Genomic DNA, 23,140 nt, shown 5'->3' on the forward strand with positions numbered 1-23,140 from the left:
GGAAGTATGCCCGCAGCGCGCGCTCACGCCGCGGCCCTCCTCCTGGCCCTCGCCCTGGTTCTGGGGGGCTGCAAGCGCCAATACGCCATCGGCGATCACGTCCTCGTGACGTGGGAAGGGAACGTCTACCCGGCCGAGGTCATCGAGGTCCTGGGTCCGACGAAGTTCAAGATCCACTACCAGGGATACGACGACATCTGGGACGAAGTTGTACCTCGTGAACGGATCCGCGGCCTCGTCGAGGGCAATGTCGTCCACCCGCCGCCGCCGCCGAAGGTCCGGAGCAAGGGGCTGCAGGCGTCGCAGACCAACGTCTACAAGATCGGCGACAGGGTCCGCGTCGAGTGGCACGGGCAGATGTACCCGGCGGTCGTCACCGGCATCGTGGGGCAAGAGCGCTACCGCATCCACTACGACGGCTACGGATCCGAGTGGGACGAGACGGTCGGGCTTTCCAGGATTCAAGCCAAGTAGCGTGAAATGTTCACGCGCGATCATTTTCCCCCTGGCGCTGTCCATGGGGCCGAATTAAGAGCCGCGCCGAATTTCTGACTGGGCGATCGCAAGAGTGCGCCGCCTGGCTGACGTTCGATGCGTGCCGCACGCCCTCCACGGGCACGCCCCCACGGGTGCGCGGCGGGGAGCCTTCTGTGATCAGCGAACTGTCCAAGCTGCGCAATATCGGGATCAGCGCCCACATCGATTCGGGCAAGACAACGCTGACCGAGCGCATCCTCTTTTACACCAAGCGGATCCACGCCATCCACGACGTCAAGGGCAAGGACGGCGTCGGCGCGAAGATGGACTCGATGGATCTCGAGCGCGAGCGCGGGATCACCATCCAGTCCGCGGCCACGCACTGCTTCTGGAACGGGCACCAGATCAACGTGATCGACACGCCCGGCCACGTGGACTTCACGATCGAGGTCGAGCGCGCGATGCGCGTGCTCGACGGTGCGATCCTGGTCCTCTGCGCCGTCGCCGGCGTGCAGAGCCAGTCGCTCACGGTCGACCGCCAGATGCGCCGCTACGGCGTCCCGCGCATCGCGTTCGTGAACAAGTGCGACCGCGCCGGCGCGAACCCGCTGCGGGTCCGCGCGCAGCTGCGCGAGAAGCTCAACCTGAACCCGGTGCTGCTGCAGCTGCCGATCGGGCTCGAGGACAAGTTCGAGGGGGTCGTCGACCTCATCGCGATGAAGTCCTACCGGTTCGAGGGGGCGAACGGCGAGAAGATCGTCGTCGGCGAGATCCCGGCCGAGATGGCCGACGAGGTGAAGACGGCGCGCGAGGAGATGCTCGACGCGCTCTCGATGTACTCCGACGAGCTCACGGAGGCGATCCTCGAGGAGCGCGTCACCGAGGAGCTCCTCCAGACGGCGATCCGCGAGGCGACCGTGAAGCTCCAGATCGTCCCGGTGATGATGGGGTCGGCCTACAAGAACAAGGCGGTGCAGGTCCTGCTCGACGGCGTGACCCGCTACCTACCGACGCCCGCCGACATCACGAACAAGGCCGTGGATCTCGACAAGGACGAGGCCGAGGTCGTCCTGTCGAGCGACTCGGACAAGCCGCTCGTGATGCTCGCGTTCAAGCTCGAGGATGGCCGCTTCGGCCAGCTCACGTACCTGCGGGTCTACCAGGGCAACCTGGCCCGCGGCGGCGAGATCACGAACACCCGCACGGGCAAGCGCCACAAGGTCGGCCGGCTCGTCCGCATGCACGCGGACGAGATGGAGGACATCGACTCCGCGGGCGCGGGCGACATCGTCGCGATGTTCGGCATCGACTGCAACTCCGGGGACACCTTCACGGACGGGACCCTGAGCGTCGCGATGACGTCGATGCACGTGCCCGACCCGGTCATCTCGCTCACCGTGACGCCCAAGGACAACAAGGCCCAGGCGAACATGTCGAAGGCGCTGCGCCGCTTCACCAAGGAGGACCCGACCTTCCGCGTCGGGGCGGATCCGGAGAGCGGCGAGACGATCATCCAGGGCATGGGTGAGCTCCACCTGGACGTCTACATCGAGCGCATGAAGCGCGAGTACGCGGCCGAGGTCGTCACGAGCCCGCCGCGCGTCGCGTACCGCGAGACGATCACGCGCCGCGTCGACTTCAACTACACGCACAAGAAGCAGACCGGCGGCTCCGGTCAGTACGGCAAGGTCGGCGGCTTCATCGAGCCGTGGACGGAGGCGCCGTTCCGGTTCGACGATCAGGTCGTCGGCGGCGCGATCCCGCGCGAGTTCATCCCGGCGGTCGAGAAGGGCTTCGTGTCGATGCTCGCCAAGGGACAGCTCATCGGCGCGCCCGTCACGGGCGTGTCGGTCACGCTGAACGACGGCGCGGCCCACGCGGTCGACTCGTCCGACATCGCCTTCCAGGAGGCCGCGCGCGGCGCCTGGCGCGAGACGTACCCCAAGGCCGGCCCGCAGATCCTGGAGCCGCTGATGAAGGTCGCCTGCGAGGGGCCGAGCGAGTACCAGGGCGGCATCGTCGGCATCCTCATGCAGCGGCGCGGCATCATCGTCGGTTCGACCGAGGCAGACGGCTTCTGCCGCGTCGAGGCGGAGGTGCCGCTCTCCGACATGTTCGGCTTCTCGACCGTCCTCCGCTCCGCCACCCAGGGCAAAGCCGAGTTCACGATGGAGTTCTCGCGCTATGCTCCTCTTCCGGCGGCGCTTGGTGAGGAGCTCATCAAGAAATACCGGGAAGAGCAGGCGAAGAAGGCCAAGTGAGGGGGTCGGCATGTACCGCAAAGAGGTAAACGAGCGGAGCCCCATGCGGGTCTTCGAGGGGTCGATGCACGGCGGGCTGGGTCGCGGCAACGTCGGCGTCATCGTCTCCCGGCCCGGCGTGGGCAAGACGGCGTTGCTCGTGCAGATCGCGCTCGACGATCTGCTGCGGGATCGCCGGGTCCTCCACATCTCGCACGAGAACGCGGTCGATCACGTCCGCGCGTACTACGACGAGATCTTTCACGATCTCGCGCAGTCGATGCGGCTCGAGGAGCCGGAGGCCGTCCGGCTCGAGGTCGAGCGGCACCGGCAGATCTACTCGCACCTCGGCCACGTGAAGGCGTCGGCCGACGCGCCCGAAGAGGCGGCGCGCCTGTGGGTCGAGAAGATGCTCGAGACGGTGGCGTTCGCGCGCGGCGTCGCCCACTTCGAGCCCGACGTGATCATCGTCGACGGCTTCGACGTGGCGGTCGCGTCGGAGCAGGCGATGGAGGCGCTCGGGCGGCTCGCGAAGGAGCGCTCCGCCGAGGTCTGGGTCGCGGCCCAGGTCGACGAGGCGGGCCCTCCCGGCAAGCTGCCTGCCGCGCTCCAGAAGGTCGAGCGGCACCTCAACGTGGTCGTCTACCTGCAGCCGGAGCGCGACGTGGTTCGCCTGCGGCTGCTGAAGGACCACGGCAACAAGGATCTCGCCGATCTCCACCTGCGGCTCGATCCCCACTCGATGCGCGTCATCGACGAGGACGTGCGGCCCCCCTCGGAGCGGCCGAAGGACCCGCGGACCTTCCGCGTGCACTCGGGCGGCGCCAAGGGGGCCGAGGCCGAGTTCGGGGCGTGCGCCGAGCGGTACGGGGTGCAGGAGCTGAACTACAGCTTCGAGGGCCACCGGCTCCTCGAGCGCCAGCGCGGCGTGGTCGTGCTGGGGGACGACGAGCTGCGCAAGGGCGACTTCAGCCTCGTCTACGTGTCGCGGCGCCTCGGCCGCGTGCTGAGCGAGATCCCGCTCGTGCGCAACATCCTCCAGACGATCTGGCACCAGATCAACGCGGCCAGCCAGGTCTTCGTCGTGGGCACGCTCCAGGAGGACGGCACCGTGCGCGGCGGCACCGGCTGGGGCGCGGAGCTCGCGCGCCTCTGGAAGAAGCAGCTGTTCGTCTACGATCAGGAGAAGCGCGGCTGGTTCCGCTGGAGCGGCTCGGCCTGGGAGATGGCGCGGCAGCCGAGCATCACCTGCGAGAACTTCGCCGGCATCGGCACGCAGGATCTCAACGACGCCGGCCGCGACGCGATCCGCGACCTCTTCGCGCGCAGCTTCGGCGAGCCTGGCTGAGAGCCGATCGCTCGGGCGCCCTCCGCCGCGCACGCGGCCGCGGGGGCGCCTCGCTGCGGCGCGCAGCAGGCCGGCGCGAAGCGGGCCTGCTGCGCCGAGCCGCTCAGGCTGAGTGCTTCTGGATGAGCTGGGCGAGGCGCGGAACGGCCTCCTCCACGTTCTTCTTCGCTGAGCCGCGCAGCTTCTCGTAGGTGCCGCGCACCACGCCGCTCGACGACGACTTCGCCTTCTCGTCGGTGATGCTGAGGAGCGCGTCGGCGATCCGCGAGCGGTTCGACGTGAAGAAGGAGCTCGGGTTGCCGCTGCTCGCGGCCTCGGTCCAGATGGGATCGAGCTTCTTGGCGAACTCGGGCAGGAGCTTCTCGACCACCTGCTGGATGAAGCCGGGCTTGATGCCCTTCACGGCCGCGTAGCCGGCCTTGACCGCCAGGCCGGAGAGTCCGCTCTTCGAAGCCACCTCCTCGTCGACCAGCGTGCAACAGTCGGCGACGACCTTGGATTTCTTGTTCGCATCGAGCAGCGTTTCGCTGAGACCCATTCTCGAACTCCTCCGGGCGCTTCGGAGGCCGGTCGCGGCCCCCGGACCCATGTCAGCGTGACCCCCGGCAGGGAGCCGCGACCACGTCGAGCGGACCGGTGGTCCGCTCCCGACCACATCGAAGCGCGGCTCTTACCACAGCGGCCCGAAGGCCGGCATCGCAAGCGCCCACCCGGGAAACCATCGGTCCAGGACGGCTCTCGTCCGATGTCGACCGTCCGGGATGGCACCGCAACGCCGTCACGCGCTCGATTCTCGGAAATGCCGCGCGGAGACCGCATGCATGGCCGCCCCTCGCGCGCCATACTCAAGATGTAATTTGAATCACAATCTGGCGTGGCGGGCGCTCGCCGTTGTCGTGTCGCGAGGCCTGCGGGGGGCTCATGGACGTTACCTGCGAAATCTGCGGAATCGTCACCACGGTGTCGAGCGACGCGCGCGGCGGGGCTGCGCTCGAGTGCAGCGTCTGCGGCGGTGCGATGCTCCGTGCGCACGGGAGGGGTGCGGCAGCGCCCCCGGCGGGAGGCGCCGGCCGGCGATCGAGCCGGCCTCCTCCGCCGCTCCGGCGATCGAGCGCGCCCTCGGTGCCACGGAGCGACGATGACCCGACGATCATGGATCTCCGGTCGCTCGCGCTGAAGTCGTTCATCGCGACGCTTCCCGCCGCGACGACGACGTCGAGCGCGTCGGCGGCGGGCTCGGTCGCGCCGGGCAGCGGCCCGGTCGCTCCGGCGGCGGTGGGCCTGACGACGCCACAGGCGATCCGGGGCGTGGAGTCGACCGCGGCGACCGCCTCGAGCGCGTTCGCGGGTACGGCGCCGGTCGTGCTCGATGCGCCGAGCGTGAGCGACGTGATGCGCGTCCACGACGCGCTCGTGCCCGTCGCGGTGCCCTCGCGGGCGCGATCACGAGCCCGCGTGCGCATCCTCGCGGCGGCGACCGTGGCCGGCGCCCTGGTGATCGCTGTCGGGCTCACGCTGATCGCCGGCCGGATGTCGCGTGCGCCGCGGGATGACGTGCCGCCTGCAGCGCAGCGCGGCGTGTCCCGGGCCGGGGAGATCGCGCGCGAGGTGCGCGTGCCGCTCGAGGCGTCCGGCCCCGGGAGGACGGCGCTGCGCGGGCTCGACGCGCGCGCGCGAGCGGCCGACGAGGACGAGGCCAGCGCCGCCGAGCCCGCCACGGCGCCGCAGCCGCGCGCCGCACCGGAGGCGGGCGCGCGCGAGGCCTCCGGGGCGGGTGTGCGTCCGCCCGCCGCTCCGGGGGCCCGCGCCCGGCCTGAGCGTCAGCCGTCGCCTTCGCTCGCGTCCGAGGAGGTGTCGCGACCTCAGGCGCCGATGTCGCTCACCGACGCGATGGCTGCAGCCGTCGCCGACCCCCCGGCCCCGGCGGCTGCGGAGACGCAGCGCCAGGCGGACACCAGCGAGGAATAGCCAGCGTCGAGGGGGCGCGCGACGAGCCAACCGTTGGTGCCCAAAATATTCCCGCGCCAGGAGCGGGCGATGCATCGCGGCACTTTAACGGAATGCCTGTCATCCAGGCGCGCCGGCTCGCCGGCGGGCGCTCAAAATGCTGCAACGCGCCTCCCGGCGTGGTAACGGCATGCCCATGACAAACCTGCCTGCGTTGATCCTCGTGGTCTCGGCGCCCCTTGCCGCCTTCGCGGCCGGCTGCGGCTCCGATCCGCAGCCGCCGGCGAATGTCGCCAGCGACGTCGCGCCCCCTCCGGTGGCGAAGACCGCCGCCCCGCCTGCCCCGAAGCAGGACACCGCGAAGCCGACGAGCGGATCGATCCGCATCGACGACAAGATCCTCAAGGCCTGCGGCGATCTACCGACCGCCCGCTTCGCGTTCGACTCGACGTCGATCGAGGGCGAGGCCGCGGGCGCGCTCGACGCGCTCGCGCGCTGCTTCGTCTCGGGTCCGCTCAAGGGCAAGGGGATGAAGCTCATCGGCCACGCCGACCCCCGGGGGGAGACGGAGTACAACCTGGGCCTCGGCCAGAAGCGCGCCGGCAGCGTCGCGGAGTACCTCGGCAAGAAGGGCCTCGAGCAGGGCCGCATCGCGACCTCGTCGAAGGGCGAGTTCGAGGCGACCGGCACGGACGAAGAGGGCTGGGCGCGCGACCGGAAGGTCGACATCCTGCTCGCGGACTGAGCGCCGCGCCGCTTGCGGCGCTGGGCGAACTTGAAGAGGGCCACGGCCGCGCTTCCAGGCGAGAGAGGGGGCCGCGGCCGCAAACTCCACTGAACGGGGCCGCGCGCGCGGAACCCTGACGAGCCGACTCCCTGACCTGAAGAGATCGAAATGGCCTTCCTGCAAAGCGCCCCCGAGCCGGCGACGGCGGTCCCGATCAAGCTCGATCCCGTCTCCCTGGTCCTCCACGCCTCCGGTCCGGTCTTCCTGGTCGTCTGGCTGCTGATCTTCGCCGCGATCCTCGTCTGGGTGATCGCCGTCCTCAAGGTCCTCCAGCTCGCGCGGCTCGCCTCGCAGCAGGCGCGGTTCGAGCAGGAGTCGGCGCACGCCCACTCGCCCGATCAGCTGTTCGCGCTCGCGCAGCGGCACGCGGACGCGCCCGGCGCCCGCGTCGTGATGGAGCTGAGCCGCCGCGTCGGGACGAGCCGGCTCCTCGACTCGATCGCGAAGCGGGCGATCGTGACCGAGACGCAGCGCGCGAGCGCGCTCATGCCGACGCTCTCGTCGATCGCGGCGGCGTCGCCGTTCATCGGCCTGTTCGGCACGGTCTACGGGATCATGGACGCGTTCCTCCGCATCGGTCAGCAGAAGAGCGCGTCGCTGCCCGTCGTCGCCCCGGCCATCGGCGAGGCGCTCATCGCGACCGCGATCGGGCTGTTCGCCGCGATCCCCGCGGTCATCGCCTACAACGGGATCAACAAGCGCATCGACGACCTGCTCTCCGCGCTCGAGGCCGCGAGCGAGGGCTGGGTGGAGATCGCGTCGCTCTCCGCGCGGGGGATGCAGGAGTCCATCCCGCTCGCGCTCCAGCGGTCGAGCGACCGGCCCACGCCGGTGATGCCGAAGGGCTGAGGGGCGGGGCCGATCATGGGCATGTCGGTCGGTGGAGGGCGCAGGCGGCGCGGCGGCGGCGGGTTCAGCGACATCAACGTCACGCCGCTCGTGGACGTGATGCTCGTGCTCCTCGTTGTGTTCATGGTCACGGCCCCGCTGCTCACGGCCGGGCTCCGGGTCGAGCTGCCCAACGTCTCCGCCGAGGAGGCGCCGACGAAGGACACGAAGCTCGTCGTGACCGTCACGAAGGAAGAGAAGATCCTCTTCGGCGAGGACGACGCGACCGCCGACATCGAGGCCGTGCTCGCCTCGAACGGGCGCGTGCAGAAGGAGAAGGAGCTCTACATCCGCGCCGACAAGGACGCCCGCTACGGCGCCGTGGCGCGGGTCGTCGCCGCCGCCCGGGCCGCCGGGGTCGAGGGGCTGAACCTCCTCGTCCAGCCAGAGATCGAGCCGGAGGGCGCGCCGCCGCCGCCCGGGGGAACGGCGCCGCGACCCGGGGGAGCCGCGCCGCGGCCCGGAGGTGCCGCGCCGTGAGCACGGCTGCGGCGCGCGCGCCCGGACCGAGGACGCCGCCGGGGCAGCGTCGGCCGGCGAGCGACTTCCGCCCGCGGGACATCGCGCTCGCCGTCGCGGTGGCGATGGCCGTGCAGGCGGGGGCCGCCGTCGCGGTCAGCCTGGCCGATCTCGCCGTGCCCGCTGCGGCGCCCGAGATCGACAAGGGGCCGAGCGTCCCGGTGAAGGTCGTGCCGGTGCTCGACATGGACACGCCGCTGCTCAAGCTGGGCGGCAAGCGCGACAAGATGAAGCTGCCCGACCGGTGGGTGCGCCAGACGCCCAAGCCGCGCGTCGAGCAGAAGGCGTTCGTGTCGCCGAGCGCGGGCAAGACCGAGGCGGACATCCCGCCCCCGGAGGTCAAGATCGCGGACGCGGGCACCGCGCCGCCGCCGCCCGACGCCGAGATCGCGAAGCAGGTCGACACCGAGCTCGATCCGAAGACCGACGCCGCCCCGGCCGCCAACGTCGACCAGGAGGGCCACGAGGACGGCGTGAAGGAGGGGACCGAGACCGATCCCCTCAAGGCGCGCGCGGTGGATCTGTACCTGGCCCGCATCGCGGGCTGGTTCTCGAGCAGGTTCCGCGTGAACGGCTCGGGGCTCCCGCCGGAGGAGCTCACGAAGCACAAGCCGCGCGCGGTCATCGTCCTGTCCGACGGGCAGATGGTGAGCTACACGCTGACGCCGAGCGGGAATCCCGCCTTCGACGCGGCCGCGCAGGCGACCCTCGAGGCGGCGAAGGGGCAGGCGCTGCCGCCGCCGCCCGAGAATTATCCCAACCTCGGGCAGAAGCAGGTCAGCGTCACGTTCGTCTGTAGAGAGACCACATGCGACTAGCTCGATATGCCCTCGGCGCCCTGGCGCTCGCCGCCGCCGCGCTCGCTGCTCCCCCTGCTCCTGCGCAGGCGCCGGCCTCCTCGGCGGCGCCGCCCAACCCGGACGAGCTGCTCGGCCACATCACGGTCGTGGCCGGCGCGACGCGCCCGCTCCCGAAGATCGGCGTCCTGCCGTCGCTCGTCTCGGATCCCGAGGACGTGACGATCCACAGCGTGGTCCGGCGCGACCTCGAGCTGTGCGGCGAGTTCGAGGTGCTGCCCGACAGCGCCGCGCCCGACGGACTGTACCTCTCCGACAGCCCCGTGGACGTGAAGGCGTGGTCCGCGAAGGGGGTCGAGGCGGTCGTGAGCGTGAGCGGCAAGAAGGTCGCCGGTGACAAGGTCGAGCTCGTCGGCCAGGCGTTCCTGGTGAACCGCGGGCAGGCCCCGGTGTTCGACAAGAAGTTCATCGTGCCCCTCCGCGACGTGCGCTTCGAGTCGCACCGGGTGGCCGACCAGCTGATCGGCGCCCTCACCGGCCAGAACGGCGGTTTCGCCAGCCACATGACGTTCGCCTCGGGCTCGGGCTCGCTGCGGCGTGTCTTCACGATCGACGCCGACGGCCATGACGCCAGGGCCGTCTCGCCGCCCGACCAGACCGCCATCGCCCCTGCGTTCGGGAAGAACGAGCAGCTCCACTACGCGGCGAGCGTGAAGGGCGACGAGTACAAGGTCTTCACGCCCGCCGGCGGCCCGCTCCCGCTGCCCGTGAAGGGCTCGGTCTACGGGATCGCGTTCTCGAAGGATCGCGCCCAGGTCGCCCTCAGCATCGGGGTGGGGTCGACGATCAAGCTGTTCTCCGGGCCCGATCTCCAGAGCATCAAGCCGGCGTCCGAGGTGGGGATGGCGCTCCACCCGGTGTTCACGCCGACCGGCAAGCTCGCCTTCTCCGGCGAGGGCAGGTACGGACAGCGCATCTACGTCGGTGGCAAGGCGATCTCCCCGGACGGGCTCTTCGCCTCGGCGCCCACGTTCTGCAACCACCCCGACGGCGTGAAGGCCGTCTATGCCGTCGGCGTGGGAAAGAACACCGACCTCGTCGCCTCGGGGGAGACGGGCGGCGGCCTCGTACGGTTGACCCAGAATCAGGGCAGGAACGGGTACCCGGCCTGCAGTCCCGACGGGCGGCTCGTGGCGTTCTTCTCCACGCGCACCTCCGGCGAGGGGCCAGGGCTCTACGTCATGCGCGTCGACGGACAGCGCCCGAAGCGCATCTCGAACCTCCTCGGGGACTCGCTGCGCTGGGATCCTCTTCCGCCCGGCAAGGCCGTCGAAGCGAAGAACTGACGGGGCGAGCCGCGGGGCACGGCCCGGACATCCGGTGTGTGTCCGATCGAGGGCCGCCCGCATCGTGGCTGAGCCAGGCGTTCTCTCTCCGACAACTTTTTACGTCCCGGCACGTCTGACGTGGGTAGTTCCTGCGCGCCCTCCCGCGCCGCTGCTGCGAGCGACGACGATGAAGGGAGAGCGCGTTAGCAGCCCCCGCTTCCTTGGCCCACCGCGTCGGTCGCGGTTAGCCTCCGGACTGCTCAGGGGGAGAGTTGGCTGGAAAATTGCACCGAAATTGGGACGAACCGCCCTGGCCAGCCAGCCAAGAGGAAATGGAGAAGTGCATGGTGTCGAGCCGTATCTGGACCGCCATCGCGATCGTCTGGGCCTTCTGTGCCGGTGGCTGCAGCCAGGTGGCGGCGGTTCAGGAGGCGAGGATCAGCGAGCAGGGGGGGTTCAGGAACCCGGAGCACCGGCTCGCCGCGGCAGAGGACGGGGGTTACTGCAGCGCCGAGGTGCTGCGCTGGCAGTACGATGAGCCGGCGGCGACGCTCCGCCTTGCCGATGCCCGTTTGATGCTCGATTGCTGCGGGAAGCGCGCGATCCACGTCGAGAGGATCGACAGCCTCTTCGAGGTCACCGAGCAGGACGCGCCGGACGGCGCCGGAGGTCGCTGCAGCGACCAGTGCGCCTTCGATCTGTCCGTCGGCGTGCGCGGCGTCCCGCAGGGCGAGGTCTACGTGAAGCTGCTGCGCGACGTCGTCGATCAGCAGGGCGGCCCGGCCGTGATCTGGAGCGGCTCCCTCGATCTGGGGGTCTCCGCCGGCGCGGTCGTCCTCGACGAAACCCCCGCGGAAGCCGGCTGCCAGGCGAAGGGCTCCCCGCGCCAGCGCAGCAAGACGGTCGCCGCGCGATGAGGCGCTGAGCACACGCCCCCGGATCGCTCCGCAGCACCTCGCGTCCGCGGTCGGCAGGGGGAGCTCGTGAATGTCCCGGCGCGCATGACGGCGCGTCATGGGGTGGGATGGTGGAGGATGATGGAGGAGCTTGGTCGACCATGACGTTGATGGTCAGAGAATCGGGCTAACTCTGCCACTTTCGCCTGGACAAGGTTTCCAGAAACCCGTAAATCACACTCGAATGTGCGTGCAGCTGCTCCGGGGTGCGGCGCATGTGCGCACCTTATGTACGTTGGCTTGCAGCTGAATCCCTAGGCGCAAGTAGCGGACACGTGAAGCGCGTTTCTAGAGGCCCTGGTTCTTTGCCTTTTGGGCGTATTTTGACAGTGTCGCGGGACAGCCAAGGAAATCGGGGCATGAAGTACATGGGGGTCTGTGGAGCGCTTGCAACGGTGGGGTCGCTGCTTGCTCTGAGCGCGTGCCTGGAGGCGGAGCCCGCGCAGGTGGGGCTCGTGAGCGAGGCCGGCGGGTTCGTGGAGCCGGAGCGGCGGCTCGCCTCCGAGGGGGAGGGGAGCTACTGCGGGGCCGAGGTCCTGCGCTGGCGCTATGACCACTCCAGCGGCGCCCTGAAGATCGCGGACAGCCGGCTCCTGCTGAACTGTTGCGGCCAGCGCGCGATGCACGTCGACAGGATCGACAGCATCTACGAGATCACCGAGCGGGACGAGCCCGATGCGGCGAATCCGAGGTGTGATTCGGTCTGCGCGTTCGACTTTGCGGTGGCGATCCCCGAGGTCGCCCAGCGCAAGGTCTACGTGCGGCTGCTGCGCGACGTCGTCGACGCTCAGGGCAGCGCAGAGCTCGTCTGGCAGGGCGAGATCGACGTCCGGAAGTCGGCCGGCGAGGTGGTGCTCGATCGTGCCGCCGCTCCTGGCGAGGCCTGCAGCGGGCCGTCCCAGCAGCCGCTCACCGCCCAGCAGCCGCTCGCCGTCCAGTAGCCGCTTGCTGCTCCGGCCTGGGAGCGGCCCCGTTGCGCAGGAGCGATCGCAGGGTGCAGGCGCTGCGCGGCGTGCTGCCGGCGCGGTGCGCCTGGTGATGGGCTCCGTGTCTTCGTGACGGAACACGCGCTCGAGCCACCGTCCGGTGGTTGAGCGACGGTCGAGCAACGCCCCGGCGGTCTGCCTCAGTCGATCAGCGTGCGCGCGGGGCGGCCAGGCTCGCACTTCACGAGCGTGGCGGTCAGCTCGAGCGTCTCGGGGAGCGTGCCCTGCACCTGCGCGACGACCTGCTCGACCACGTGCTGAGCCTCGTCCAGGTTGGGACCCACGATGGAGACGACGAACGTGAGCGGGCCGGTGCGCCCGGCCGAGGCCGGCGTCAGGCTGAGCAGCAACGTCTGGGTCAAATCGACGACCTGAAGCGCGGCCTTGCGCAGCGCGAGCATCTCGAGGATCGTCGGTCGCAAGCTCACGAGGCCGTTCTGGCCGCGGAGCTCGAAGCGCGCGATCTGCATCGGCACCTCGCCCCACTCGGCGAAGAAGCCATCCTCGTCGATCGCCTTCATCAGGTGCTCGCGCACGAGCAGCCCCGTGAGGCCGTCGCGCCGGGCGAGGTAACGCTTCGCCTTGTCGTGGTGCGGCGAGTCGGGCCCGAACGTGACCACCATGAGACGGCACTCGCCGAGCTGCACCTCGGCCCCATGGAGCAGCGAGACCTGCGCTTTGCGCTCGAAGGGGAAGTCCGCGTAGGTGCCGTTCGTGCTGTTGAGATCCTCGACCAGCCAGGAGCCCGTCTGCCAGCGGAGGAGCGCGTGTGACCCGGAGACGGTCGCCTCGGCGAGGACGAGGTCCTGATCGCTGCGGCGGCCGATGGAGAGCACCGGCTTCTGCAGCGGGAACAGGGTGGTGACGCTGTCGGGCGCGTTCGTGGCGTACGTGATGAGCAGCGACTGCGCGCCCGGCGTGAACTGCGTCTTGATGGCTCGCCCAGGCGCGGGGCCGGGATCGATGCGCTCGCGCGGCAGCTGGATCGGCGCGGTCGCGGTCTGCGTCGGGTTGAAGAACCGCATGTGCCGCGCCTGCGGGCGCATCTGCGGATCCGGGTTCAGCGCGCGGAAGATCTGCCTGATCTCGTCGTTCGTCAGCGCGGCGGGCACGTCGAACGTGATCTGCTGCTTCATCGTCTTGAGCCGCGGCTTGTAGCCGGGCTCGGGGACGCGGCAGGTCCACATCTCCCAGAGCGTCAGCGCCGCCGCGTAGACGTCGTCCTCCGGGCTCGCGCCGCCGCTGCGCAGCCGCTCCGGCGACATGTAGTGAGGCGTGCCGCCGTCCGGAGGCGCCCCCGGCTTGCGCACGGCGGCGCGGGCGCGCTCCTTCGCGAAGCCGAAGTCGAGGATGACCGCCCGATCGTCGGCGACCATCACGTTGCCGGGCTTCAGATCGCCGTGCACGAGCCCCTGCTGGTGGATCGCGGCGAGCCCCGCGCAGACGTCGGTCGAGATCTTTCGGAACTCGTCGGCGCTGAACCCGCCCGACGTCTTGCGCTTGCGGATGTGGTTGTGGAGCGTCTGCCCGGGGATGTACTCCATCACGAGGATGGGCCCCCACGGGCTCGGGGCGAGGTCGTGCACGCGGCAGACGTTCGGGTGGCGGGCCTTCTGCGCGAGGATCACCTCCTGCCGCAGCGCCTCGTCGTCGCCGGGCATGGCGGAGGCCTCGGGCACCACCTTGAGCGCCACCTGTTGCTGGGTCAGGCGGTCGAAGGCCAAGAACACCTCGCCCATGCCGCCTTTGCCGATGCTCTTCAGGACCTCGTAGCGGTCGTTGATGACCGTTCCGACGTCGATGGGAGGGAGGGGATCTTTGGTCACGGCCACGGGCGCACGAAGGGTGAGGAAGAGCTCCGCGACGGCGCCGAAGGAGACGCGCCGGGACGCCGATACGGACTGCGCGCAGGGTCGTCCATTCGAGCGCCGGGCGCAACGAGTCGTTGCACAAGCGCTGCACGCGGCCCGTTCGGCGCCCTACGGGACCGCCCCGCCGCTCCTTCGCAGAGCAGCCAGGCCGCCGTGCGGGGCCCGCGGCGCGGGGCCGCCGTGGTCGTCGCGGCCGTCCACAGACGCGCGCGGCGCGCCGCGCTGTTCAGGGGAACGGCCGCGCCGTGTGGGCGTGGTTCAGCGGCCCGTGGCCCTGGCCGAGCCCCGGCGCGGAGCGCATCGCCTCGCGGAGGTAGCGCCGCGCGCGCCCGATCGCCGGGACGAGGGCGAGGCCTTGGGCGAGACCAGCGGCGATGGCCGAGGCGAGCGTGCAGCCCGTGCCGTGGGTCGCGCGCGTCTCGATGCGCGCGTCCTCGAACAGCTGCTCGCCCTCCGGCAGCCCGGAGGCGCCGGGCCCCGGCGCGACCCGGAGGACGTCGACGACCGTCGCGCCCGGGAGGTGGCCCCCCTTCAGCAGCACGGCGCGCGGACCCATGGCGAGCAGCCGCGCTGCGGCGCTGCGCATGGCGTCCACGCTGTCGATGACCACGCCGGTCAGCGCCTCGGCCTCGGGGATGTTCGGCGTGAGCAGCGCCGCGAGCGGCAGGAGCCGGGCGCGCAGGGCGCCCTCCGCGTCGGACTTCAGCAGCCGGGCGCCGCCCTTGGCGACCATCACCGGGTCCACCACGAGCGGCGCGCCGCGGCCGAGGCGCTCGTAGACGCGCGCGACCTCGTCGATGACCTCGGCCGAGTGGAGCATCCCGGTCTTGATGGCGTCCGCGCCGATGTCGTCGAGCACGACCTCCATCTGGCGACCGATGAAGTCGGGCGGCACCGGGAACACGGCGTCGACGCCGCGGGTGTTCTGGGCGGTGAGCGCGGTGATCGCCGTCGCGCCGAACGCGTCGAGCGCGGTGACCGCCTTCAGATCGGCCTGGATTCCTGCGCCGCCGCCCGAGTCGGAGCCGGCGACGATGAGGACGCGTCCTTTCATGGCGCGCTCCGGCGGCGGGCAGTTGCGGAGGCCGGTCGGCCCCCGCGCGGCAGGTGCGCTGGGAGAGCGGGGAGCGAGCTGCGAGAGGCGCGCATGGCGAGCGCGCAGGGTGTCCTGAAATGCAGCGAGTGGCGAGGGCTTCTTGCTGGCGGCGCGAGAGGGCCGCCGGCCACGGAGGTCGGGCCGGCGGCAGGTCGAGCGCTCTGCTCGCCGCCGCGAGCGGAGGCGCCCGCGCCGCGATCCCGGCCGTGCGTCAGAGGCCAGCGCGCACGATCTCACCCGACATCGGGCTCCCGGGCAAGCCGCGGTTGGACCAGTAGACGAAGCCGTTCCGGAGGCGGACGCTCGTCGGTCGCGCCTGGTTCGAGGCGATGACCCGAGGGCCGCCGCCGCAGCCGTCCAGCGGACACATCTTGACGACGCCGTCTGCGCTCATGCCCATGCCGAGAGCGGTCCAGTACACGCCTGTGGGGCCGACAGCCATGCTGGTCAATGACGGCTCGCCCTCGACGAAGGTCGTCGGGCTGCCGCCGCACCCGGTCTTCTTGCACGCGAAAATGGTATTCTTGACCGCGTTCATCACGTAATGAATCCCGTCGTGGATCGCCATGACGACGCCGTGCTCGGCGTGGAGCTGGATCGCGCCGTCGGCATTGCCGGGATCGCAGAAATAGACGCCTCCTGGATCGGTGGCGTGGGCCCAGTACACGGTCGTCCCATCCATGACGAACGAGCGGATCCCGTCCGCGCTCACGCAGCGGATCCGCTGGCATTGGCCGTTGTCGCACTCGAGGACATCGAACTTGTCCGAGATGCGCGCCACGCCGTCATCGCTCACCTCGATCTGGTTCAGGTTGCCCACGATGGACTCCAACACTTCCACCGGCGACTTGCCGAAGCAACCGGCCGCTGGGCATCTGTAGTAACGGCGCGACCCTCCGTCGTTCGGGGAGCTCAGCCAGTGCACGAAATTCGGATCCACCGCGATGAGGTATGGAGAGGCGATGGCGGCGCCCGAGGGAGGCCCGAGCCCCTCGGCGAGGACCACCGGAGCCGGGCAGCCTGCCAGGGGACAACGCAGCAGCGTGGAGGTGGAGAGGATGAAGACGCTCTGGTCGTCGACCGCGATCGAGTACGGGTCGTCGAGGCCCGTGGCGACGACCTCCGGGGGCAATGGTTGCGTGTCCCCTCCGCCAGCTGCGCCCGTTCCTCCTCCCCCGCCTTCGCCGGCGCTCACGCCGCCGCCGGTCCCGCTGCCAGCCGGCGACGCGCCGCCGCTGCCGGTCGGCGACGCGCCGCCGCTGCCGGTCGGCGACGCGCCGCCGCTGCCGGTCGGCGACGCGCCGCCGGTCCCGCCGCCGCCGCTGTCGCCGAACGAGCGCTCCGCCGGTGAGCAGGCGACTGCCAGGAAGCCGGCCGGGAGGGCCGCCGCGCCGAGCATCACGAGCGATATCGCGAAGAGCCGTTGCCGCATCGGCGACGAGTATGCCACAGGGCGCGCCGAGCGAGGCGACCACGGCAGGGGGAGGTGCCTGATCGCGCTGGAGGCCTCGGCGTCAGTAATGCTTGTCGAGGACCGCGGGATCCTTCGTCGTCGCGAAGACCGTGTCGCAGCGCCGGCACCTGTACTTCACCTTCGTCGGCCGGGCCGAGATCCCGAACGCGAGCTGGATGTACCCGAGGACGCGGTACTCCGCCTCGGCGCTCACCATGTAATGATCGCGACCATGTCCGCAGGGGCACTGGACCGGCTCGGGCGTCGTACGGTCGCGATAGGGCATCGACGGGCTCGTTGGCATGGACGTCAGCGTAGTCTAGAGGGCCCGCGGCGGACGTCGAGGGGGCGGCGCCGCGACGCCGCCTCGACGGAGGCGACCGGGCGGCGCGAGCGGAGGGGCGGCGCGCCGCGGCACGCGCTGCGTGCGGGTCCGTCCGACGGGCGCTTTGCGCCGCGCCGCGGACCGAACTAGGAGACGATTGCATGCGCCCCGCCCTGTACGCCGAGCGTCTGGTGAAGCGGTACGGCGGCGTCACGGCCGTGGACGGGGTCGATCTCGCCGTGTACGCCGGGGAGGTCGTCGGGCTGCTCGGGCCGAACGGCGCGGGCAAGACGACGACCTTGCGGATGCTCGCCGGCATCCTGTCGCCGGACCAGGGGCAGATCCTGGTCGGCGGCGTCGATCTGGCCGCGAGGCCGCTCGAGGCGAAGCAGCGCCTCGGCTTTCTCTCCGGGGACACGCAGCTCTACCAGCGGCTCACGCCCCGCGAGGTGCTCCGCTACTTCGGTCGGCTGTACGGCATGGAAGAGGCGGCGCTCTCGCGCCGGATCGACGCGCTCGTGGCCGACCTGGAGATGGACGCGTTCGCCTCGCGGCCGTGCGGCACGCTCTCCACGGGGCAGAAGCAGCGCGCCAACATCGCGCGCGCGTTCCTCCACGAGCCGGAGGTGCTCATCCTCGACGAGCCGACGACCGCGCTCGACATCCTCAGCGGCCGCTTCATCGTCGCGTCGATCCGGCGGGAGCGCGCCGCGGGCAGGGCGATCCTCTTCTCGACGCACATCATGAGCGAGGCCGAGTACCTCTGCGACCGCATCGCCCTCATGCACGAGGGGCGCGTCGTCGACGCCGGCGCCCTGCCCGAGCTCCTCGGGCGGTCCGGCACCACGAACCTGACCGACGCCTTCCTCCACCACGTGGAGCGGAGCCGCCCGAGCGCGGCGCGCGACACGCCCGAGCGCGCCGGCGCGCCCGCGCCAGGGGGCTGACGCGCCGTGAGGCTCGCCATCGTCTGGACGATCCTCCGCAAGGAGCTCGTCGAGTCGCTCCGGGATCGGCGCACGCTCGTGCGCCTCGTCGTGGTCCCGCTCCTCCTCTATCCGCTCTTCGCGCTCGCGATGAGCAAGCTCGTCGGCGTCGAGGCGGCCGCGCGCGAGGCGCGCCCGTCGAGGATCGCGGTCTGGGGAGAGCTCGCCGAGGGCCTGCAGGCGAGGCTCTCCGCGGCGGGCAAGATCGAGCTCGCGCCGTGGGCCGGCGCGCCCCCCGACGTGCGCGAGGGGCTCCTCTCCGGGGCGCTCGCGCCGCCGGCGGGGCCGGCGCCCGCGCCGGACGACGGCGAGGCGGCGCCCCCCGAGGCCGAGCCGGCGAGGTGGATCGAGCCGGAGAACCCCGTGCTCGCCGCGGCGCGCGCCGCCGTGAGCGAGCGCAAGGTCGACGCGGTGCTCGTGCCGTGGCCATCGATGGGGGCCGAGCTCGGGCGCGGCGGGAAGGGCGCCGTCGCGATCTATTTCGACTCGGTCCGCGCGGACTCGGCCACGGCAGAGGCGCGCCTCGAGGGCGCGCTGCAGCGCGCCCGCAGGGCCATCGTCGCGGATCGCGAGGCGGAGCGCGGCCTGCCCGAGGGGTTCTCGCGCGCGTTCGACGTCGTGCCGCGCGACGTCGCGGCGGACAGCCGCAAGGTCGGCCAGATCCTCGGCGCGATGATGCCGATGCTGCTGATCCTGATGTCGCTCCTCGGCAGCTTCCTCCCGGCGATCGATCTGACGGCGGGCGAGAAGGAGCGCGGCACGATGCAGACGCTGCTGTGCGCGCCCGTGCGGCCCATCGAGATCATCTCGGGCAAGTTCCTGGCCGTGTGGGTCATCTCGCTGCTCACGGCGCTCGGCAACGTGGTGAGCATGTCGCTCACGGTGAGCCGGTTGCTGCCCGACGCGATGGTCGTCGGCCCCGGCACCTTCGCGCTGACGTTCGTGCTGCTCGTGCCGGTCACGCTCCTGTTCTCGGCGCTTTTCCTCGCGCTCGCCGTGTTCGCGAAGGACTTCAAGGACGGTCAGAACGCGCTCATGCCGGCGTACCTGCCGCTCTCGCTGCTCGCCGGCATCACGGCCCTGCCGGTGGTCGAGCTCAACCCGTGGACGGCCTACGCCCCGGTCCTCAACATCGCGGTGCTGATCAAGGCGCTGTTCGTCGGAGAGGCGCCGGCCGATCTCCTCTTCACGGCGCTCGTCTCCTCGGCGCTCTATGCCTGCCTCGCGCTCCTCTTCGCCGCGCGCGTCTTCGAGCGCGAGAGCGTGCTCCTCGGGGGGCACGAGCCGGCGCGCGCCGTGCTCGGCCTGGGGCGCCGGGCCGGCGGGGCGCCCTCGGCGGGCTTCTCGCTGGCGGCGTTCGCGGGCGTCCAGGTGCTCTTCTTCTATGGCAGCCTGCTCATCGCCCGCACCAGCGTGGCGGTCCAGCTCGCGGTCTCGCAGGTCGGCTTCTTCCTGGTCCCGACCCTCGCGCTGGTCGCCGGCTTCGGTTACTCGCCGCGGGCGACGCTCGGCCTCAGGCCGGCCTCGGTCCGGGGCCTCGCCGGGGCGCTGCTCCTCGGGGTCGCGGCGTGGGCCGCGATCGGCGGCACCGTCCTCCGGTGGTTCCCCGCGCCGGAGCCCTTCGCCCGTGAGCTGGGTGAGCTCGTGCTGCTCGGCGGGCAGCCGTACCCGGTCGTCCTGCTGCTCGTCGCCGTCACGCCGGCCGTCTGCGAGGAGCTCCTGTTCCGCGGCCTCGTCTACGCAGGCCTGCGCCGCGCCGGGCCCGCGGTGGCGATCGGCGTATCGGCGCTCCTCTTCGGGCTCGCGCACGGGTCGGTGTACCGGCTCTTGCCGACGTTCTCGCTCGGGCTGGCGCTCGGCTACGCGCGCCACCGCACCGGCTCCGTTTTGCCCGGGGCGCTGCTTCACGCCCTGAACAACGGGCTCGCGGTGTCGCTCCTCTATTTCAAGCCGTCATGGGCGCAAGGCCTCCTCGAAGGCGAGCTCCTGCCCTGGAGCGTGACGTTCGCGGGGATGGTCGTCTCGCTGGCCGGGCTGCTCCTGCTCCGGTTCTCGGCGCCGAGCGCGCCGGAACCGGAACCGGAACCGGAAGCGAAGGCGAAGATGGACGAGCGCGAGCGTCGCGGGGGAGCGGCCGGCGGAAGCAGCGCGGCACAGGGCTGAGGCTGGCGAACGCGGCAGCGGTGTGGGCGAGAGCGCGTGGAGGGGAATCGCGCACCTTGCGCCGGCCGCTCGCGGCGGTACGGACATCGATGTGCACGCACGCTTTCTTCTGGGGCTCGCTGCGGCGGCGATGACCTCGGCGCTGTCCTGCTCTCACGGCGGTCCTACGCTCGCGGAGCGCGGAGGAACCGCGCCCGGCCGTCTCGCGGCGCCGGCCCCCGGCGGAGCGCCTGCCCTCGCTGGAGTCGCTGGAGCAGCACCGGTTGAGGCCGGGGGCGCGCCGGTCTCCGCGGAAGCAGCGCCCACCGGTGCCGCAGGACCACCCGTGACGCCGCCGACATCACCGGGATGGGCCGGCCCCTGGATCGAGCACCTCGCCGACGCGGCCGGCCTCCGCGAGCGGCCTCCGCGGGCGCAGCGCCAGTGGAACCACATCGCCGCGGCCGCGGGGGCGGATTGCCGCGATGCCCTCAAGGTTGCGGGGGCGCGGTTCCAGTCGCTGCCGGACACCGTGAAGCCCAACAAGAAGGGGTGTGGCATCCCCCACGGCGTGCTGCTGAGCCGCGGGCCGACCGGCATCGTTTACTCGCCGCCGCTGCAAGTCGATTGCTCGCTCGCCCTCCGGCTGGGCGATATGGAGCGCGTGATCCAGGAAGAGGCCGAGGCGCACCTGAGCTCGCAGATCGTCCGCATCAACACCCTGGGGAGCTATGCCTGCCGCGAAGTGGTCGGCAGGATGCGCCCGTGGAGCGAGGGGCTGAGCGAGCACTCGTTCGGCAATGCATTCGATATCGCGCGCTTCTCGCCGAAGCGCGGCCGCGCGATCAGCGTGCTCCGCGATTACGTGCTCCACGGAGACGACCCGAGCACCCGTGAGGGCCGCTTCCTCCGGGGCGTGGCCCGCCGGCTCCGCGCCGAGGGGGCAGCCGCGCGCGTCCTCGGCCCGGACTTCGACGCGAGCCACCGGGACCACCTGCACATCGATTGCGGCACGCCGCGCTGGTACTGAGGAGACGGCCGGCGGCCCCGCGCTTACCGCGGCCCCGGCCGCAGCTCGAGGATCCGCACGTCGTACGGCGCGAGCTCCACGGCGTGGACCGGGGACTTGCCGCCCAGCTCGGTCAGGTGCCCCGAGGCCGCGGCGGGCTTCACCGAGAGCGGCTGATCCGCCTGGCTGACAAGGAACACGAAGCGGCGGCCATCCCGGTGGCGCAGCGTGTCCGCCGCGACGCGCGGGTCGTCCACCGTGACCGGTCGCTTCACGCCGGCGAGCTCGGCGAGCGCGTCGTAGATCTTGTAGGTCGGCTCCGGGTTGATCCGCGGGGTCGCCGCGGCGAAGTGCTCGATCGGATACGTGCAGAGCACGACGCTGCCGCTCCCGATCTTGCGCCGCAGCAGCGCCGGCCGGCCGCGCTGGTCGACCGCGACGACCTCCGCGCCCCTCGGGCGCACGGGCAGGTAAGCGCGGCTGTGCTCGGTGCCGGAGACCGGGAACGTGAGCGTCGTGCCCGCCGCGATCGTGCCGAACTCGCATTCGAAGGTGAGCTTCGCGCAATCGTCCTCGATCGGATCGATCATCCCGTAGCGCAGCTGGTGCTCGACGCCGAACATCGCGTTGAGGTGCGCGTACCACGGCCCGCGCTGCGACCCGTGCGTGCCGTGGCAGTACGACGCGTAGACGACCGCGCCGGCGGACGAAAGCCGCTCCAGGAGGTGCCATGTGGGCGCGGTCAGCTGCTTGGCCGACGGCAGCAGGTAAAGCCGGCAGTCCTCCGCGATCCCGTCCCGCTCCCGCGTCAGCCCGACCGGCAGGTCCGCCTCCTTCGCCGCGATGTAGGCCTGCCGCAGCATCGTGAACAGGTAGCTGCGGTCCTCGGCCTCCGTGAACGGGAACGCGCCTTCCAGATACGACGGGACGATCAGCGCCGCGTCGGCCGGCTCGCGCTCACAGCCGAGGACGTCGATGTCGGAGAGCACCTTCGCGAAGCGGGCCATCTCCTCGAGCTGCGGCTTGGGACGGCCATCGACGGTCGTCAGCCCGAAGTGGAGCTCGAAGGGGTGGTGCCTGTAGGGATCCTGGTCGATGAGATCGAAATCGGTGTTGTTCCAGCCGATCCACCCGGTGGCGCCGGCGAGCAGCGTGTTGTGGAGGACCTGCCGGTAGTAGTGCGCGGCGTTCTCGTCGGACGCGAAAGCCGACGAGACGCCGAACTCCTCCAGCACGACGGGCTTGCCGAGAAAGCCCGTGAGCTCGCAGACGAACGCCGCGCCGTAGTGCTGGCGCGTCAGGTCGTTCTCCATCCGGTACACGTGCGGGCCGAGGAAGTCGACGAGCGCGCCGAGATCGCGGACGGAGAACCCATTGTCGTTCCCCGTGACCTCGATGCCCCACGCGCCGTCGCCGATCGAGATCGGCTGGCTCGCCCCGCCGGCCCGCAGCGCCTGCAGGACCAGGCTCGCCCAGCTCGTGACGTTCTCGCGGATCGAGCGCTCGCGCTCGCCGTAGATCGGCATCTCGTTGGAGACGAGCCAGCCCGTCACCGCCCGGTGCCCCGCGAAGCGCCGGGCCATCTGCTCGGCGAACCAGGCCTGCCGGGCCACCATCCACACGTCGCCGTAGAGGTCCCGCCCGCGCCGCCACGCCGGGTCCCAGTTCTCGCCGGACATGTGGCCGACGAGGAGGGTCGGGATCGTCGTGAGGCCCGCCTCGACGTGCGCCTCGAGGAAATCGGCATAACGCGCGACGCAGTCCTCGTCGATCCGGTCCGGCTCCGGCATGAAGTGCGGCCAGTAGAAGAACGACCGGGTCATGGTCAGGCCGTGATCGGCGAGCACCCGGAGCTCCTCGCGGACCACGAACGGATCATAACTCTGCCACATGAGCGGGCCGCCGCGCCGCGACCAGAAATTGGCCCCCAGCCAGGCGACCGCCTGTTGACGAACTGCGACTTTGGCGAAATTGCGGTGCATAGT

Annotated in this window: 20 protein-coding genes; 14 read left to right on the plus strand and 6 right to left on the minus strand. The window is 71.1% G+C overall.

Annotation, left to right across the window (positions count from 1 at the left end):
• The first annotated feature begins 6 nt into the window (after positions 1-6).
• The 3 genes from WME73_RS03450 (at position 7) to WME73_RS03460 (ending at position 4,065) form a co-directional block, all read left to right on the plus strand.
• Complete coding sequence (locus tag WME73_RS03450) at positions 7-474, plus strand: Tudor-knot domain-containing protein (RefSeq protein WP_437549458.1); 468 nt, start codon at positions 7-9, stop codon at positions 472-474.
• Between the two features lie 176 nt (positions 475-650).
• Positions 651-2,738: an elongation factor G gene (gene fusA / locus WME73_RS03455; RefSeq protein ID WP_437744142.1), complete on the plus strand. Its 2,088-nt coding sequence runs from the start codon at positions 651-653 to the stop codon at positions 2,736-2,738.
• Between the two features lie 10 nt (positions 2,739-2,748).
• Positions 2,749-4,065, plus strand: coding sequence for a hypothetical protein (locus WME73_RS03460; protein ID WP_437549461.1), 1,317 nt, complete (start codon positions 2,749-2,751; stop codon positions 4,063-4,065).
• 103 nt (positions 4,066-4,168) lie between these two features.
• Here WME73_RS03460 and WME73_RS03465 read toward each other — a convergent pair whose 3' ends face one another.
• Complete coding sequence (locus WME73_RS03465; RefSeq protein WP_437549462.1) at positions 4,169-4,603, minus strand: DUF6918 family protein; 435 nt, start codon at positions 4,601-4,603, stop codon at positions 4,169-4,171.
• Between the two features lie 614 nt (positions 4,604-5,217).
• On the opposite strand from WME73_RS03465, the gene WME73_RS03470 reads away from it, so the two are divergent.
• The 8 genes from WME73_RS03470 to WME73_RS03505 all read left to right on the plus strand — a co-directional run bounded on the left by WME73_RS03470 (position 5,218) and on the right by WME73_RS03505 (position 12,228).
• Positions 5,218-6,033 (plus strand): hypothetical protein, encoded by an 816-nt coding sequence (locus tag WME73_RS03470; protein ID WP_437744143.1) that lies wholly within the window; start codon positions 5,218-5,220, stop codon positions 6,031-6,033.
• A 175-nt stretch (positions 6,034-6,208) separates the two neighbouring features.
• Positions 6,209-6,757: an OmpA family protein gene (locus WME73_RS03475; protein ID WP_437744144.1), complete on the plus strand. Its 549-nt coding sequence runs from the start codon at positions 6,209-6,211 to the stop codon at positions 6,755-6,757.
• Between the two features lie 150 nt (positions 6,758-6,907).
• Positions 6,908-7,648 carry a MotA/TolQ/ExbB proton channel family protein gene (locus tag WME73_RS03480; protein ID WP_437744145.1) on the plus strand — a complete coding sequence of 247 codons (741 nt, stop codon included), beginning with the start codon at positions 6,908-6,910 and terminating at the stop codon, positions 7,646-7,648.
• A 21-nt stretch (positions 7,649-7,669) separates the two neighbouring features.
• The gene (locus tag WME73_RS03485; protein WP_437914721.1) at positions 7,670-8,167 is read left to right on the plus strand and encodes a biopolymer transporter ExbD; all 498 of its coding nucleotides are present in this window, start codon (positions 7,670-7,672) and stop codon (positions 8,165-8,167) included.
• The gene (locus WME73_RS03490; RefSeq protein ID WP_437864343.1) at positions 8,164-9,024 is read left to right on the plus strand and encodes a TonB C-terminal domain-containing protein; all 861 of its coding nucleotides are present in this window, start codon (positions 8,164-8,166) and stop codon (positions 9,022-9,024) included. The genes WME73_RS03485 and WME73_RS03490 overlap by 4 nt, the downstream gene beginning before the upstream one ends.
• A complete protein-coding gene (locus WME73_RS03495) occupies positions 9,015-10,349 on the plus strand; it encodes a tolB protein (RefSeq protein ID WP_437914722.1) in 1,335 nt (444 codons plus the stop codon). Before WME73_RS03490 ends, WME73_RS03495 begins: the two co-directional genes overlap by 10 nt.
• A gap of 326 nt (positions 10,350-10,675) precedes the next feature.
• Complete coding sequence (locus WME73_RS03500) at positions 10,676-11,248, plus strand: hypothetical protein (RefSeq protein ID WP_437744149.1); 573 nt, start codon at positions 10,676-10,678, stop codon at positions 11,246-11,248.
• 398 nt (positions 11,249-11,646) lie between these two features.
• A complete protein-coding gene (locus WME73_RS03505; protein WP_437914723.1) occupies positions 11,647-12,228 on the plus strand; it encodes a hypothetical protein in 582 nt (193 codons plus the stop codon).
• A 185-nt stretch (positions 12,229-12,413) separates the two neighbouring features.
• Here WME73_RS03505 and WME73_RS03510 read toward each other — a convergent pair whose 3' ends face one another.
• The 4 genes from WME73_RS03510 to WME73_RS03525 form a co-directional block, all read right to left on the minus strand.
• Positions 12,414-14,099: a protein kinase domain-containing protein gene (locus WME73_RS03510; protein ID WP_437914724.1), complete on the minus strand. Its 1,686-nt coding sequence runs from the start codon at positions 14,097-14,099 to the stop codon at positions 12,414-12,416.
• A 271-nt stretch (positions 14,100-14,370) separates the two neighbouring features.
• Positions 14,371-15,198, minus strand: a complete 828-nt coding sequence (thiD, locus tag WME73_RS03515) for a bifunctional hydroxymethylpyrimidine kinase/phosphomethylpyrimidine kinase (protein ID WP_437864407.1) — start codon at positions 15,196-15,198, stop codon at positions 14,371-14,373.
• 253 nt (positions 15,199-15,451) lie between these two features.
• Complete coding sequence (locus tag WME73_RS03520) at positions 15,452-16,672, minus strand: hypothetical protein (protein WP_437914725.1); 1,221 nt, start codon at positions 16,670-16,672, stop codon at positions 15,452-15,454.
• A gap of 82 nt (positions 16,673-16,754) precedes the next feature.
• Complete coding sequence (locus WME73_RS03525; RefSeq protein ID WP_157907469.1) at positions 16,755-16,979, minus strand: hypothetical protein; 225 nt, start codon at positions 16,977-16,979, stop codon at positions 16,755-16,757.
• 200 nt (positions 16,980-17,179) lie between these two features.
• Between WME73_RS03525 and WME73_RS03530 the strand changes: the two genes are divergently transcribed.
• From WME73_RS03530 to WME73_RS03540, 3 genes are all read left to right on the plus strand, one after another.
• A complete protein-coding gene (locus WME73_RS03530) occupies positions 17,180-17,965 on the plus strand; it encodes an ABC transporter ATP-binding protein (protein WP_437744153.1) in 786 nt (261 codons plus the stop codon).
• A 6-nt stretch (positions 17,966-17,971) separates the two neighbouring features.
• Positions 17,972-20,167: an ABC transporter permease subunit/CPBP intramembrane protease gene (locus WME73_RS03535; RefSeq protein WP_437914726.1), complete on the plus strand. Its 2,196-nt coding sequence runs from the start codon at positions 17,972-17,974 to the stop codon at positions 20,165-20,167.
• A 325-nt stretch (positions 20,168-20,492) separates the two neighbouring features.
• Positions 20,493-21,176, plus strand: coding sequence for an extensin-like domain-containing protein (locus WME73_RS03540; protein WP_437744155.1), 684 nt, complete (start codon positions 20,493-20,495; stop codon positions 21,174-21,176).
• Between the two features lie 23 nt (positions 21,177-21,199).
• On the opposite strand, the gene WME73_RS03545 is transcribed toward WME73_RS03540, so the two are convergent.
• Positions 21,200-23,137 carry a glycoside hydrolase 5 family protein gene (locus WME73_RS03545; protein WP_437914727.1) on the minus strand — a complete coding sequence of 646 codons (1,938 nt, stop codon included), beginning with the start codon at positions 23,135-23,137 and terminating at the stop codon, positions 21,200-21,202.
• Between the last annotated feature and the right edge of the window lie 3 nt (positions 23,138-23,140).

Source organism: Sorangium sp. So ce302 (genome assembly GCF_051530145.1).
In the GTDB taxonomy this organism is placed as follows: Bacteria; Myxococcota_A; Polyangia; order Polyangiales; family Polyangiaceae; genus Sorangium; species Sorangium cellulosum_B.